11 protein-coding genes are annotated in these 15,507 nt (G+C 57.8%); 6 read left to right on the top strand and 5 right to left on the bottom strand.

The features are described from left to right. Window positions 1-183 (top strand): hypothetical protein (locus tag B2R17_RS24720; protein WP_286766118.1); only part of this gene is annotated, 183 nt, incomplete at its 5' end. Window positions 184-624: 441 nt separating this feature from the next. On the opposite strand, the gene B2R17_RS24715 is transcribed toward B2R17_RS24720, so the two are convergent. The 4 genes from B2R17_RS24715 to ilvB all read right to left on the bottom strand — a co-directional run bounded on the left by B2R17_RS24715 (window position 625) and on the right by ilvB (window position 5,377). Further along, the gene (locus B2R17_RS24715) at window positions 625-1,533 is read right to left on the bottom strand and encodes a sugar phosphate isomerase/epimerase family protein (RefSeq protein ID WP_286766117.1); all 909 of its coding nucleotides are present in this window, start codon (window positions 1,531-1,533) and stop codon (window positions 625-627) included. Between the two features lie 182 nt (window positions 1,534-1,715). Further along, window positions 1,716-2,633 carry a serine/threonine-protein kinase gene (locus B2R17_RS24710; protein WP_339888951.1) on the bottom strand — a complete coding sequence of 306 codons (918 nt, stop codon included), beginning with the start codon at window positions 2,631-2,633 and terminating at the stop codon, window positions 1,716-1,718. Between the two features lie 3 nt (window positions 2,634-2,636). Continuing rightward, window positions 2,637-3,575 carry an acetyl-CoA carboxylase, carboxyltransferase subunit beta gene (gene accD, locus B2R17_RS24705; protein ID WP_007327662.1) on the bottom strand — a complete coding sequence of 313 codons (939 nt, stop codon included), beginning with the start codon at window positions 3,573-3,575 and terminating at the stop codon, window positions 2,637-2,639. Window positions 3,576-3,583: 8 nt separating this feature from the next. Further along, window positions 3,584-5,377 carry a biosynthetic-type acetolactate synthase large subunit gene (gene ilvB / locus B2R17_RS24700; RefSeq protein ID WP_286766115.1) on the bottom strand — a complete coding sequence of 598 codons (1,794 nt, stop codon included), beginning with the start codon at window positions 5,375-5,377 and terminating at the stop codon, window positions 3,584-3,586. Window positions 5,378-5,524: 147 nt separating this feature from the next. On the opposite strand from ilvB, the gene B2R17_RS24695 reads away from it, so the two are divergent. The 3 genes from B2R17_RS24695 (at window position 5,525) to B2R17_RS24685 (ending at window position 10,017) form a co-directional block, all read left to right on the top strand. Then, entirely contained in the window at window positions 5,525-5,965 is a 441-nt protein-coding gene (locus tag B2R17_RS24695; RefSeq protein WP_008662100.1) for a fluoride efflux transporter FluC, read from the top strand. Continuing rightward, window positions 5,962-8,901, top strand: coding sequence for a WD40/YVTN/BNR-like repeat-containing protein (locus tag B2R17_RS24690; protein ID WP_286766114.1), 2,940 nt, complete (start codon window positions 5,962-5,964; stop codon window positions 8,899-8,901). The genes B2R17_RS24695 and B2R17_RS24690 overlap by 4 nt, the downstream gene beginning before the upstream one ends. 159 nt (window positions 8,902-9,060) lie before the next feature. After that, on the top strand, window positions 9,061-10,017 hold the full coding sequence (locus tag B2R17_RS24685; protein ID WP_286766113.1) for a hypothetical protein: 957 nt from the start codon (window positions 9,061-9,063) through the stop codon (window positions 10,015-10,017). A 392-nt stretch (window positions 10,018-10,409) separates the two neighbouring features. Here the strand turns inward: B2R17_RS24685 and B2R17_RS24680 are convergent, their stop codons facing one another. Continuing rightward, window positions 10,410-11,714 carry a hypothetical protein gene (locus tag B2R17_RS24680; protein WP_286766112.1) on the bottom strand — a complete coding sequence of 435 codons (1,305 nt, stop codon included), beginning with the start codon at window positions 11,712-11,714 and terminating at the stop codon, window positions 10,410-10,412. A 193-nt stretch (window positions 11,715-11,907) separates the two neighbouring features. Between B2R17_RS24680 and tkt the strand changes: the two genes are divergently transcribed. Together tkt and B2R17_RS24670 are read left to right on the top strand one after the other, a co-directional pair. Beyond that, window positions 11,908-13,959: a transketolase gene (gene tkt, locus B2R17_RS24675; RefSeq protein ID WP_081610967.1), complete on the top strand. Its 2,052-nt coding sequence runs from the start codon at window positions 11,908-11,910 to the stop codon at window positions 13,957-13,959. A gap of 200 nt (window positions 13,960-14,159) precedes the next feature. Beyond that, window positions 14,160-15,473, top strand: a complete 1,314-nt coding sequence (locus tag B2R17_RS24670) for an adenylosuccinate synthase (protein WP_008659316.1) — start codon at window positions 14,160-14,162, stop codon at window positions 15,471-15,473. The last annotated feature ends 34 nt before the right edge of the window (window positions 15,474-15,507 follow it).

Genomic DNA, 15,507 nt, shown 5'->3' with positions numbered 1-15,507 from the left:
GGCCATGTCTCACATGGCGACCGCGCCGATGCTTTGGAACAAAGCGAGTCGTCGTTTCGAACGCTTTCGCGAGAGCGGCGTTTGCCGACGAAAAGCGATCGCCAGGCGGGGCCTGGCCTACGTGGTGGGCTGGAATGCAAAGTGCAAATTGACAAATGCAAATTGCAAAATGTTCGTCGTTAGGCAAGCGTGATTCCACCGGTCGGTAATTGCCAATTTGCAATGTCCACTTTGCAATTTGCAATCGCCCGTAGGCCATGTCTCACATGGCGACCACGCCGATGCTTTGGAGCAATAGCGAGTCGTCGTCTTAAATGCTTTCGCGAGAGCGGCGTTTACCGGCGAAGAACGATCGCCAGGCGGGGCCTGGCCTACGTGGTGGGGTGGATTGCAAAGTGCAAATTGACAAATGCAAATTGCAAAATGTTCGTGGCTCGGCAAGCGTGATTTCGCCGGTCAGCAATTGCCAACTTGCAATGTCCACTTTGCAATTTGCAATCGCCCGTAGGCCATGTCTCACATGGCGACCACGCCGATGCTTTGAAACAAAGCGAGTCGTCCTTTCGAACGCTTTCGCGAGAGCGGTGTTTGCCGGCGAAGAACGATCGCCAAGCGGGGCCTGCCCTACTTGGCGCCGAGGCGTTTTTGAAGCGTCTTCAGGTCGGTGGTCATCGCTTCAAGATGCTGTGGCACGAGGGCGGGATCACGATGGTCGAGGTATTCTTCGTGCAATGAGATCGGGCAATTCAGGTCGCTGGCTTTCACCGCATCGAAGAACTTTTGACTGACCAGCCCATCGCCCAGCGGCACGTTGGTGACTCGGCCATCGTCCCATTGGAAATCTTTGACGTACAGCATCCGAACGCGGGGCTGGATCATTCGCCAAGTCACCGGCCAACTCATGCCGCCTTCGACTTGTGCGTGCCGGATGTCATAGACAACGCCCATGTGGTCCGGCGAGATGTCAGAAAGAACTCGATCCAGATCCCACAGCGACGCACCCAGGTAGTTTTCCCCGGCGTGGTTTTGGTACAGCGCCTGCATGCCGATCTTCCCGCAGTAATCCGCGAGTTCGCCAAATTGTTGCTTCCAGTGATCAAGTTGGTGTTTGATTGGCTGCTTGCGGTTGTACTTGCCATACCGCATGCGGAATCGCGAGACGCCCAGGTCGGCCGCCGTTTCGAGAACGGTGGCTCGATGGGAATCGTCCATCGAACCAATGTCGGTCGTGATGAGGGTGATTTCGAGACCGTGTTTTTGCATCGCTCGCTGCATCTCGGGCAGCTTCTCGGCCGCGTCGGCGGGTTCGACGTTGCCACCTTTTCGCACGGTGGCTTCGACGCCATCAAAGCCCGCTTTTGCAAGTGCGGCGGCCATCTCATCAAACGACATCGAGTTGAGCGGTTTGGTGAAAACGCAAATGGGCCAACGGCTGTTGGTTTCAGAATCAGCCGCGAAAAGATTGCTGGTTGGCAGCGAAGCAAGGGATGCGGCAGCGAGGGAGCCCGCAAGGAAATCGCGACGGTGGGGCATGATGGATTCCGTGTGAACGGTGAGCTGTGGGGTGGGATTCGAGAGCCGGGAAAGCCGAGTGGCAATCAATGGCTAGTCCCAGTTTAACCGAACCGTTCGCCACCGTTTTCATGCGTGTGGCTGTGCCGAGTTCATCGGCGAAGAATGGGGCACGCCCCGACGAGTGAGCGAGCTATTGCTGGCTAGCTGACGAAGGCGGATTCGAGTCCGCGAGTTTGTGAGAGAAACTCTTTGATCGACGGCAATCGGTTGTCCACGTTGGGCTCGATCATTCGCGTGATCACGCGAGCAACTTTAGGGTGAACGTCTTCGCGGCGTTCCAGGATCGGAGTCGCGGTTTCGGTATCGTGTTGCAGCGCCGCTCGCCCGGTGACAATCTCACCTTGCCAAGGGTGTTGGAATGTCAGCAGGCAGTAGAACGTCACGCCAAGCGAGAACACGTCGACGCGTTGATCGGTCGCTCGGCGGCGTACGATTTCGGGGCACATGTAAAGCGGTGTCCCGGTTCGGTTTCCCGGAGCCATGAACGGAGGTGTCGCTGGCACGGTCAAGCCGAAGTCGATCAGTCGCACGCCGGAGACGGTTTCTTCGCCGTCTTTGGGTGGAGTGCAAATGAAGTTGCGGGGACAGACGTCGCGGTGGATGAAGCCTTGCTCGTGCACGTATGCGAGTGACTCGGCCATCTCTCGCATCAGCAGCATTTCTTTGCCGTCGATGACTTCACGTTTCTTGCGAACGATGACATCTTGAATGCCCGCGCCGGCGATGTATTCCATCACCAAGATGCGTTGGTTCTTTGCCGTGATTCCATGTTCGAAAGTCTTCACGATCAGCGGATGCTTCATCTGCATCGCGATCTCGCCTTCGGAAGGTTTGTTCAAACCTTTAAAGCGGCTTTCGAACAGTTCGTATTTTTCAGGGTCGAGGATTTTGACCCCGACGTTCTCTTTTCGTTCCAGGTCGTAAGCAACGAAGAAGTTGCTCATCGTTCCCGTCGCTGCGGTCCGCGAACGCTCGAATCGTTTTTCAACGTCGATTCTCTTCAGCGAGCCACCGCTGCCTTTGGAGAACGCGCCCATGATCGAATCGAGCAAGCCCATCGGTTACTTCCCGCAATAGTCGATGGCGGTGGCGATTTCCGTCTTCAACGATTTTCGATGAACGATGCGATCAATGTAGCCATGTTCCAGCAGGAATTCGCTGGTTTGGAACCCTTCGGGCAATTCGATGCCGATGGTCGCTTTGATCGTTCGCGGTCCGGCGAAACCGATCAAGGCTTTGGGTTCAGCGAAGACCAAGTCACCGAGGGAAGCGAAGCTGGCAGCGACGCCGCCCATGGTTGGGTTGGTCAGCACGCTGATGAACAAGCCGCCCGCGGCGTGGTAACGCGAAAGGGCGGCGGAGACCTTGGCCATTTGCATCAGCGACAGAATGCCTTCATGCATTCGAGCACCACCACCGGAAGCACTGATGATGATCAGCGCCAGGTTTTGTTCGGTGGCACGTTCGATCAATCGAGTCAGGCGTTCGCCGACAACCGATCCCATGCTGCCCATAATGAAGGCACTGTCGGTCACTGCGAAAGCGACTCGTCGAGCGCGGATCATGCCGGTGCCGGTCAGGACCGCATCGGTTAGTCCGGTGCGTTTTTGTTCGCCAACCAGACGTTCGGCGTAGGAACGACGATCGCGAAATTCCAACGGGTCAGTCGGCCGAAGATGTTCGTTCATCGGTTCGAACGTGCCATCATCGAGCACTTGAGCGACACGTTCCCACGCGCTCACGTAAAAGTGATGGTCGCACTGTGGGCAGACGTTCAGACGCTGCTGAACTTCTTTGTAGAACAGCGAGGCGCCGCACGAGTCGCACTTCCGCCACACGCCCTCAGGCACACCTCGTTTCCGATTCCCGGCCGTGTTCGGCGCGGGGCGGTTGGGTGCGTTGGGGGTTGGTGCTGCGTCGGTTGCGGTCGACGTCGATGAGGGGGTCGGTTGCCCGTTTTTTTCCACTGCGGGGTTTTCCACTGCGGTATCCATTTCCACTTTCAGGATCAGTCCAAGAGCATGTCGTCCACGGTCATTCCACCGGGGATCATTGGCAGCACGTGTTCTTGGTAGGGCACTTCGACGTCCAGCAAGAAGGGGCCTTTGTGATCAATCATTTCTCGCATGGCACCTTCGAGGTCCGCTTTCTTTTTGACCGTGGCGGCACCGCATCCGTAGCCTTTGGCGATTTGCACAAAGTTCGGGTAACGGTCGCTGGCGTATTCGAAGCGATCCGCGGTGCTCTTACCCTTGGCTTCTTCGTGATCGATGGGGCCAAGGTAGGTGTGAGCACGGTTGCGATCCATGAATCGGTCTTCCCACTGAACCACCATTCCCAGGTGTTGGTTGTTCAGCAGCAGGACTTTCACAGGAAGCTTTTCGCAGAAGCAAGTTGCGAGTTCTTGGATGTTCATCTGGAAGCTGCCGTCGCCATCGATGTCGATGACCAGGGCGTCCGGGTGAGCGGCTTGCACGCCCATGGCGGCCGGCAATCCAAAGCCCATCGTGCCGAGTCCCGAGCTGCTCATCCAAGTCCGAGGGTTGCGGAACTTGAAGAACTGGGCGGCCCACATTTGGTGCTGTCCCACGCCAACGCTGACGTAGGTTTCCCGATCGGCGGTGATGTCGCTGAGCGTCGCGATCGCGTGCTGTTGCAAAATGCCGTCGAACGAGTTGTCGTATTTCAGTGGGTACTTGGCTTTCAGCTCAGTACAGGTTTTCTGCCAAGCTTCGATTTCAGGTGCCTGAACAATTTTGTTCAGCTGAACAAGCACATCCTTCACGTCGCCGCGAACCGGGATGTGGGCTTGTTTGTTCTTGTTCAATTCTGACGAATCGATGTCAACGTGGATGATTTTCGCGTCTTTCGCGAACGCTTCCACTTTGCCGGTCACTCGGTCATCAAAACGCACGCCCAATGCGATCAACAAATCGCAATCGCGAACGGCGTAGTTGGCGTAGGCGGCACCGTGCATGCCCAACCAATCGAGCGAACGAGGGTCATCAGGCGAGACCGCGCCCAGTCCCATGATGGTTGTGACCGTTGGAATGCCTGTTTTCTTGATCAGCTCGCGAAGTTCTTCGCTGGCTTCACCAGAAATGATCCCGCCACCGGCGTAGATGACAGGTCGACGAGCCAGTTTGATGGCCGCAGCCATCTGCTTGATCGTTTCGCCGGCGACTTTGGGAGCCTCGGGGCTGTATCCCGGCAGATCCATTTCTGGATCCATGTCGATTGGGAAATTGCCCAACTGCACGTCTTTGGGCATGTCCACCAAAACGGGGCCGGGGCGACCGCTGGTGGCGATGTGGAAGGCTTCCTTCATGACGCGAGGCAAATCGGCCAAGTCGGTCACGAGGTAGTGATGTTTGGTGATTCCGCGGCAGATTTCCACCATTGGAGTTTCTTGGAACGCGTCGGTTCCGATCGCTCCCGTGGGAACTTGGCCGGTGATGCACAGCATGGGGATGCTGTCCAGTTTCGCGTCCGCGATAGCGGTGACCAAGTTGGTGGCACCGGGGCCGCTGGTTGCCATCACCACGCCGATTTTGCCGGTGCTGCGCGAGTAGCCCTGTGCGGCGAAGGCACCGCCTTGCTCGTGGCGGGGCAAAATTGTGCGGATCGAGTCCCCGTACCGGGTCAGGGCTTGGTGCATTGGCATGCTGCATCCGCCGGGGTAGGCGAACAAGACTTCGACGCCGTGATCGACCAACGATTTGACGAGAACATCGGCTCCATTCATCGGTTGCTGATCGCCTTTCGCGGCGTTGGCGCTGGAAGAGCTCGAAGCGGTACTCATCGGTGGTGGTCTACTGGGGACAGAGTGGGATTCGAAAAGAGTCGAAATGGACCTTGCTCCGATCATCAAAAACTTCCGAAGCTAGGACCCTCCAACGTAAATTCCTCAGCCCTGACTGGCAATGGTGAAAACGCGGAACTGTCCTCAATGACCTTTGTTTCAGACCTGTTCGCGATCGCCCTAGGCGGCTCCATTGGGGCTGTTCTACGCTACTTGATCACGTTGACGGTAGTTTCTGCCCCGCTAAGTGGTTGGTTGACGCTTCATGGCAGTGTCGGCACGACGCTTGCCAACTTGCTCGGGTGCTGCGCCCTGGGGGGACTATTCCAGTTCTCTCAAGCACTGGTGGCGTCCGATTGGGTCGCAACGGGCTGGGCAGCCTCTTTGGCACACCCCCGCACACTCTTGGCGGTGCGAATCGGTGTTTTGGGCAGTTTGACGACATTCAGCACCCTGATCGGCGAAACCGCCGTGTTCGCCTCGCAAGGTCGCATTCTGGCCAGTTCGATGCTGCTGGGAATCAATGTCATCGCTGGTTGGTGCCTCTTTTGGGCCGCTGCGGCGGTCGTTCGGAATTGGACCTCATGATCGCTTCTGTCGTTTCGCTTCCCATTCAAAATTGGGGCGTTCGGTTGCTGCCGTTGCTGGCGGCCCTGCTCGCCGGATGGATCGCCACTCCCGCCGCTGGCCAAACCATGCCCGGTTTTTACCGAGCGTTTGGCAACACGGGCACGACCCGCAGTCGTCATGTGGCCACCGCTCCGGAAAGTTTTGATCTGCCGGCCGCCTATGTTTCGGCCTCGCAGTTCGCCGACGACGCCTCGTTGCATGCGGTTTCGGTCTCGCCAGACGGCAAAGTCCTGGTCGCGGTCGGTGATTGGGGCGTGATCGTCCGCAGCGAAGACGCTGGGCTGACGTGGCGAAACTTCGCTTCGGGAGTCGACGTCGCGTTGTGTGATGTTCGCTTTTTGACCGAAACCCGAGTGGTCGCGGTCGGCGGTGGCTACGAACCGGTCACCGGGCTGAGTCGCGGCGTAGCTTTGGCCAGCGACGATGCGGGACGAAGTTGGCACCGCGTGGATTCGTCCGATGCGACCAAGTTGCATCGGATGGCGATACGCAACGGCTTTGATGCCGAGCCGCTTCCTGCCGGATCGATCGAGGCAATTGGTGATGACTCCGAGGCGACCACCGCGAACCGATTTCACTCATTCGATGGCGGGCTGACTTGGTTGGAAGACACATCGCAATCGATCGAATCCAAAAACAAACTGCGAGATTGGCTGCGTCAAGATGTTCTGGTCCAGGCCAGTCAATCGGCTCGGCAAACCAAGGGCGAAGGTTGGCGAGTCCGTGTTGGCACGCATGGTTTGATTGAACGATCCACCGACAATGGCGAAACGTGGCAACCGGTCCGTGGTGCTGATCGAGGTGCCGCGGTGATGTTCGTGGCGGCATCGGAACACTCCGTGCCGTGGGCGTTGATCGGACGCGAAGCTCTGGAGATGAATCGGCGTGTTGTTGTGGTGATGGATTCTGCAACACCTGCAAATTCAGAAACCGTCCGCCTGCTTGGTCGACTTCGACATGCCGCGATGCGACTGGGCGTCGGTCGAACCGATTGGTGCAGCACCGCAACATCGGAACAGAAACCGTCAGCGAGCCTGTTGCGCGAGCATCAACCAGCGGTGGTGGTGCTGGATGCCGATTTGCCAGCGTCGACGCGGGATGCTTGGGTCAGTGCAACATTGGACGATTCCAACTTTCCTCGGACCGCATCGCTGATACGCAAACAGCCTCGACGCGTTTACACCAGCGAGTTGCAATTCGATTCCGCCGGCAGTTCCTCACGCGCGGTGGCACTTCGCAGTGATGCGTTGTTGTCGGGCCGAGCCGTTTTGGTGGGCGACTTGGCATTGGATGCGATGATGGTGGTGACTCCTGGGATGGCGGTGCCAGACAGCGTGGTGGTGTCGCCCGTGCCGGGAACCTCCACCGAACTTCGGCGAGATCTGTCGTTGACCGGTGGCTTGGTCTTGGCGTCTGGTCAGGAATCAAGTGCTGGGACGACCGACCAAGCCTCACGCAGACGTTTGCAGATAGCGACTGCCAGAATGAGTCAGCTGACACGGCTGAAAGACTTGCTGTTGGATCCAGGGCTTCGGCCAAAGGAACTCACTGACACGTTGGAGGTCTTGTTACCTCGCACGGCGTCGGAGGATCGGACTCGGTTGCTTTGGTGGTTGTGGACGCAAACCCGCGCCGCGGCTCTGCATGCAAGTGCCGCAAAGAATGTGATGCATGCGGAGGCATTGGTCGCCTGCGAAAACATCATGCTGCGAACGATCGTTGACGCCGCGCCGGTGGACTCGGTGCGTCGTTGGGCGGACTGCATGTTGCAAGCTCGTGCAGAAAGCTTTGAGCGATCTTTGGTTGCCATGTCGCAGACTCAACCCGGTTGGCTTGCATCCAATTCCAACGGTGCTCAGTCGCGTTGGAGAGGCGGTGCATCCAGTCGGGACGGAGTCAGCAATGCGGGCGGTGGTTACGAATTGGCCGAGCAACAAAACGCGGTTCAACCGGGGACACATTGGCAGGCTCAGTCGTTGTCGCCATTTGCCGTGAAGCCAGTGACTTACGAATCGACGACCAAAACAAAGACGCCGTTTGGCAAGGTGGGCGGGATGTCCACGCCCGGTGCTTCGGCACGGTTGGCGTCCGCATCGTTGGCATCGGGAGCACTCGATGGTTCCTTGCCGACTTTGCCACCGATGAGCCAACGAAGCAATTGGGAATACCATCCGGTTGTGATGGCCGCACGTCGGATTTCGGGTGTGGGTGCTGGTCCATTGAGCGAGGGCGAAAACTCTGGCATGCCATCCGCGACGAGAAAGCAGATCGCATTGCCAAGCGTTGAGTCTCGCCCAAGATTGGATTGCGAGCTCGATGACACTTGTTGGAGCGACCTGCGTTGGCAACGCACCGACGATCTGATGTTCGCCTGCGTGAGCGACCAAGAATACTTGTACGTTGCGATTGTTGACGCCGGCGTTTCTGCGGGATCGCGACCGGAGGGGACTCGGCCGAGTGCGTTGGAACTGTGGGTTGATGGCGATGGTGACCTGATGTCGTCGTTCCGTTTTTGGTGCGACTCGCGAGGCAACCGAGAATCAACGGTGGACGGATCTGTTCGCTGGCAACCGAATTGGTACGTGGCTCTAAGCGGCTGGGGCCAGGCCCAATCAAACGAGCGATCGGAAGCCGAAGCATCCAGCAACCTCGGTCCTCGAGTGCTTGCCGAAATCGCAATTCCCATCACCGAAATTCTGCCGCGTCCAGAGTCCTGGTCGCGGATCTCAGATCAATTCGCCGTCCGCGTGCGTTCATCGCAAAACCGGACCCCGGGTTCCTCTGATTCGCGGGATGGCAAAAGCACCGTTGGAACCGAAGGGCGGTTGGCCTCTGATTTTCAAGCGTTGCCCAATCCGCAACACTGGCGTTTCTACCCCACGCCCAGCGAGTGACAGTTTTCGCGGGTCGTGGCACGCGAAAGCCCCGGTCCTTTGAGTTCGGTTTTGTCTGACACAGCTCCAGATTCTGATCCCGCCACCGATCCCGTTCAGTCGTATGCGCGCCCGCCCGAGCAACCTTTGTTCGCTCGAGTCCGAACGTGGACTGATGTCATGCCATGGCTCCGGTTGGTCAATGTGGCGAGGCTGGCCGGTGCGCCGGTTTGGTTGCTGCTGGTTGCGATCGTGGACGTGGTCTGGCGGTTTGGATTGGCTCGGATCGCCGCGCATCATCAATCGCCGATTGAAGCGACCGAAGGTTGGCGAACGACCGCGTCATTGGGCGAGTTGGTTGCCGTGGGACCTTGGAGTCTGCTCGATCCAATCCGTGCGCCGGATGGTTCGTTTCTGAGGGAAGCGTTTTGGGAAGCAACACTTTGGACGATTGTTTTGTGGACTCCCGTCGCGATGGTTCTTTTGCGACTGGGGGTCTTGCTCACCGCAGGTCGTGATCTGCCTGGGTTTGTTGAGACTTGGAAGATCATTGGCAAACGATTGAAGTCAGCGATCGTCATCAGTGTCTTGCCCGCTGTCTGTGCATTGCCGCTGCTGCTTTTCTTATGGTTCGCAGATGGAATCGCGACCGCCGAGCGTGCCTTCAGTGAGTGGTCGTATGTTTTCGCACCGCTGGCCATCGCCGCTGGTTTGGTGGTCGGTTTGTTGTTAGCGGGAGCGAAGGCCGCGATCCCGTTTGGATTGGCGGCGCTGGTCAGCCAAGAAAAGGCGGATGCGATGGATTGTCTGAGCCGCGGCTACGAGGTCACGTTTCGTCGCTTGCCGCAACTGGTGTTGTTGGCGGTTCCAGCGTTGGTGCTGCTGATGATTGTTGTCGGTGGCTGGCACTTGGTCGGTTTGACCGCGGTATCCACGATGCGAAATCCGGTTTGGAACGCGTTTGTTTTGCGTTTTCCAACGATCGTCGGAATCACGGTTGGTTGGGCGTTGGTTGGAGGTGTGCACTTGTTGCTACGCCAGTCTGCTGGCGGGCAAGAGGTGGAAGACGTCTGGGATGGACCGAAGGCGAAGTCGTTGGAGATCCCATCGGTCAAACGTGACGCGAGGCAAGGATAGAACAATTGTCCCCAACTGTTTGCGTGTTGGCGTGGAATCGTCGAGCGGCCTGACGCGATCGCGGGTGAAGCTTGACGCAGAGGCGGTGAGTCGCGGGGACGCAGAGGAGTTTGCTACATGGCCTTACACGTTAAGAACAAGCCGCACCCTGTAGCTTGCTGAGGCCCTCAGCAAGCCGAGCATGAACCTGCAGCTCAATGGGCTCTGGTCGAGCTGAGTGTGGACTCACGGTGGGGACCACCGTGCGACAGGTTTTTGAGTGCGGCGGTTTCGAACATGCGGCAACCTGTAGCTTGCTGGGGCCTCCCAGCAAGCCGAGCATGAACCTGCAGCTCAATGGTCTCTGGGCGAGCTGAGTGTGGACTCACGGTGGGGACCACCGTGCGACAGGTTCAGAACATGCCGCCGGTTTGTTGTGGCGTGTTGGGAGCATTCTGGCTGCTGCCGCTTGAGTTTCCGCCTCCCTCAGCGGCCTGAAGGCATGTCCCACAGAAATAGCCCGAATCAATGGCGCCAAAAGAATCTTGGTACGGTTCCGACTTGGTCGGTACATCCTCGCCAACCGTTCCAGCTCGGAGTGCATCGAAGAGAGCTTCGATTTTCAAGTGAGTTGCGAACGAGGTGGAAATCAGGATGCCTGGCCGATTGGATCCGCCGGTTGGCAAGGGTGCCATGGTGCCCATTCCACCGAGCACTTCCCATGACTCTGGATCGACGGAGGTTTGAACCAATTGCATGGCTTGGGAAATCGATTCGGTCAGCCCGGTGGCTTCCAGGTAGTAAACTCGATTGAGAGGTCGATCCTCGGCAGCGGTGACCGTCGTCACGACCCACACGTTGTCCTCGAATTGGAAGGTCATATTCTGATCGCGAAGCATTCGATTCATGACCGAACGGAAGCTTGTTTCCTTGGCATGAATATTCATGGGGATGTCGGCCGACAAGCCTTCGCCTTCCAGCGAAAAAATATCAAGCTCAACGCGGTAATGGAGTTGCTCTTGGAGAGTCGCGATCGCCTCGTTCAGCGGGATGCTGTCGCTCTCAATCGAGACCGTCTTGTTCAGATCGGACTCCATCTTCTTGGTGGTGTCTGCGGAGATCCCCACCCAGCGATCCGTGGCGATGCCGGCCCGAGCGAGTTCCGTGAAGTCGGCGGTGATCACCAAGCCGTCCGAAGTCAGCTTGGCAGCCAGCTTCAGTGGAGCGAGGGCTCGTTTCAAAGCAACGCGTAGCGGAAGTTCGCTCGCTCGCAGTTCGACCGCCGCGGCGGCTGGGTCGACGCCAGCGATTCGCATGGCAGCTTGGTCGAGCGTGCAGGGAACGCTGACTTCCTCTTGGATCAATCGAGGCAACTCGCTGAGTTTGCGTTCGGTATCCAATTCCACTGGCTGATGAAAGCGATGTTGCAGAAACATCGCCCACTCCAGAGCCTGTTCCTCATGTGGCGAGCGAGTTCGTGGTGGGATGGGGCCGCGTCCGTAGCCGCCACCGGGCCCGGTGGCTGAAGAGTGCGGAGGGTAGCCGTTTGGATAGTGGTTGGGAGTGGGGTGTGCCGACGACGGTGCGGTCTGGGTGGGAGGCGTATTGGGACGCCGTGGACCTTCAAATCGAGGCCCCTGAAATTCCGGTGATTGTGCGTTTGACGCACCTGAGCCGCAGGTCGCAATGGCAACCAGGATGGTGCACGCAATCTTCATCTTGTTCCTCTGGCTCATCTTCTCCGCCTGAAAAAGTGGGGTTCTGGAATGTGGCTCGAACGCCAGTATACAACGGGAATGCCTGGTGGTTCCCCTCGTTTTGGTGGGCAGTTTCGCCTCAGGGCTTTCGTGTTTGGAGCCTCGCCGGTACGCTTTCCGGGTCTGAAATTCCGCTCCTCAAACCTTCTCGCGCGTGCCGATGACTGCCACTACCACTGACAATCAAACCCTCGCCATCGACACCATCCGCTGCCTCAGCATGGATGCCGTCCAAACCGCCAACAGTGGTCACCCCGGCACGCCGATGGCGTTGGCTCCCATCGCGTATCAATTGTTCCAAAACACAATGAATTACGACCCCGCCAAGCCACACTGGCCGGGCCGGGATCGATTTGTGTTGTCCTGTGGCCACGCCAGCATGCTGCTCTACAGCACACTGCACCTGATCGGCGTCCAGGCAACGGACCGATACGGCAATCCAACCGGCGGCGAATCGATCTCGCTGGAAGACATCAAAAACTTCCGTCAAATCGGCAGCGTTTGTGCCGGGCACCCCGAGTTCGCCGAAGCCGCAGGAATCGAAACCACGACCGGACCTCTGGGTGCCGGCGTCAGCAACAGCGTCGGAATGGCGATGGCCGAAAAATGGTTGGCCGCCAACTACAACACCGACGATTTGACGCTGTTCAACTACAACACCTACGCCATCTGCAGCGACGGCGACTTGATGGAAGGCATCGCGACCGAAGCTGCCTCCGTCGCCGGTCACTTGAAACTCGACAACCTTTGCTGGTTGTACGATGACAACAACATCACCATCGAAGGTGACACCGAGCTTGCCTTCAGCGAAGACATGGGCAAGAAGTTCGAAGGGCTCGGATGGAACGTCCTGCACGTGGACGATGCCAACGATGTCGACGCGCTGGGCAAAGCGATCGCGAAATTCCAAGCGTGCGGTGACAAGCCCACTTTGATCGTTGTGAAGTCGATCATTGGCTACGGTGCACCCAACAAGCAAAACACGCACGGCGCACACGGTGCACCACTGGGTTGGGACGAAGTTGCCCTGGCCAAGAAGTCCTACGGTTTGCCCGAAGACGAAAAGTTCTATGTCCCCGAAGGTGTTCGTGAGCACTTCGCTGAAGGCGTTGGCAAACGCGGCGCGACCGCATCGAGCCAGTGGGAAGACGTTTGGACCAAGTACCAAGCGGCCGAGCCCACCAAGGCTGCCGAACTGAAAGCCATGTTCGCTGGTGAATTGCCCGAAGGTTGGGACAAAGACATCCCGGTTTTCGAAGCCGACGCCAAGGGCGACGCGACTCGTAACAGCAGCGGCAAAGTTCTCAACGCGATCGCCAAGAACGTTCCCTTCATGATCGGCGGAAGCGCTGACTTGGCACCGTCGAATAAATCGGACCTGAAGTTCGAAGGTGCCGGCGAGTTCTTGCCACGCCAATACAAAGGCCGCAACCTGCACTTCGGAATTCGCGAACACGCGATGTCTGGAATCGCCAACGGTTTGTGCTTGTCTGGTTTGCGTGGATACGCCGCGACGTTCTTCGTCTTCACCGACTACATGCGTGGTGGAATGCGGTTGTCCAGCATCATGCATCAACCCACCATGTACATCCTGACGCACGATTCGATCGGCGTCGGCGAAGACGGACCGACTCACCAACCAGTCGAACACCTGACCGCTTGCCGTGCGATCCCAGGTTTGAACGTCTTCCGTCCTGGTGATTCCAACGAAGTCGCTGAGTGCTATCGCACCGCGATGGGCATCAACGATCACCCCAGTGCGTTTGTTTTGTCACGTCAGAACATGCCAACCCTGGACCGCAGCAAGTACGCCGCGGCATCGGGATGTGCTCGTGGTGGTTACATCCTCAGCGACTGCGAAGGCACGCCCGACGTGATTCTGATGGGCAGCGGCAGCGAACTTCACATGGCCGTTGATGCGGGCGAAAAATTGACCGCTCAAGGCAAAAAGGTTCGCGTCGTCAGCATGCCCTGCATGGACATCTTCGCTCAGCAAGACGCTTCGTACATCAACGAAGTCTTGCCACCCGAAGTCACCAACCGCGTTGCCATCGAAGCCGGCATTCAAATGTGCTGGGACCGCTGGATCGGTTCGCAAGGCAAGTTTGTCGGCATGCACTCGTTTGGTGCCAGTGGCCCATTCGACGCTGTCTATGAGTGCTTCGGTATCAACACCGACGCGGTTGTCAAAGCGGCTCTGTCCTGAGTCTCAACGTGTTTGCCGGTCGCTGATTCGCTCCCGTGCGAATCAGTTGACCATGGCGAAATGCGAGACTGATCTTGTGTCAGCCATCGGCTGACTTCTTCCTACTTTGATCGAGAACGGAAGGCCAATCCTTCGCGGGTGGATCGCTCGTCGAATAGCCTTTTCGTGTCAACGACCCTTCATCACTGAAAGAAAATCCCTTGTCCGGAACTTGTGTCATTGGTCTGCAGTGGGGCGACGAAGCCAAAGGCAAACTCGTCGACTTGCTGGCACCACGTTTTGATTGGGTCGTTCGCTATCAAGGCGGAGCCAACGCAGGGCACACCGTTGTCGCTGGTGATGAAACCTACAAACTGCACCACATTCCGTCCGGGATTCTGCACAGCGACGTTCAAAACGTCATCACCCCCGGCGTGGTGATCAACCCGACCACGATGCTGCAAGAAATCGATGGCTTGCAAGCTCGCGGGATCGATGTCTTCGAAAACCTGAAGGTCAGTGAACGAGCTCACTTGGTGATGCCGTGGCACATGATCGAAGACGCGACCATCAACGCAACGGCGGTTCGCGGTGAATCGATTGGAACCACCAACCGTGGCATCGGCCCGTGTTACCGAGACAAAGTCGGACGCACCCACGCGATTCGAATGATCGACTTGATCGAAGGTTCGCGTGACGAACGTATCTCAACCGTCGCGACACAAAAGCAAGCGTTGCTGAAGAACTTGGGTGCTTCCCAGGAAGAGCTTGATTCGATCGCACCCGAGAAAATGGTCGCTTTGGCGGCTTCTTGGGCCGAACGTTTGGCTCCGATGATCGCCGACACGACCGACATGGTCTTGGACGCTGCGGAAGCCAACCAAAAGATGCTGTTCGAAGGTGCTCAAGGTGCTTTGCTCGACATCGATCACGGGACTTACCCGTTTGTAACCAGCAGCAACTCGTCAGGGGTTGGCGTCTGTGCCGGAGCCGGTGTGCCGCCCAAGTGGATCAACCAAGTTCTCGGTGTCTGCAAGGCTTACAGCACGCGTGTTGGCGGCGGTCCCTTCCCGAGCGAACTGGAAGACGAAACGGGCGAGAAGATCCGCAAACTCGGAAACGAGTTTGGAACGACCACCGGACGCCCACGTCGTTGTGGTTGGTTCGACGCGGTTGCCGTTCGTTACACCGCTCGCTTGTCCGGCGTGACCCGTTTGGCACTGATGATGATGGACGTGCTCGCTCACTTCGATGAGCTGAAGGTCTGTGTCGCATACGAACTGGACGGCAAAGAAATCCATCGCGTGCCAGCGCACGCGGAGCAGCTTCGTCGTTGCAAACCGATCTACGAAACGATCCAAGGTTGGAACACACCGGTGGATGACGCTCGCTCGGTCGATGACTTCCCGCCACTCGCTATGGCCTACGTCAAACGCATCGAAGAGTTGGTTGGCATTCCCGTTGGTGTGTTGTCGGTTGGTCCTGACCGTGCCCAGACCATCTTCACCGAAGAATCCAAAGCGATGAACCTGTAGTTCAACGCTGTTGTGGGATAGGCTTCCAGCCTGT

The sequence above is a fragment of the Rhodopirellula sp. UBA1907 genome, assembly GCF_002337565.1.
Lineage (GTDB): Bacteria > Planctomycetota > Planctomycetia > Pirellulales > Pirellulaceae > Rhodopirellula > Rhodopirellula europaea.
The sequence above is the reverse complement of the archived record's forward strand: the minus strand, read 5'-3'. Positions and strand labels throughout refer to the sequence as shown.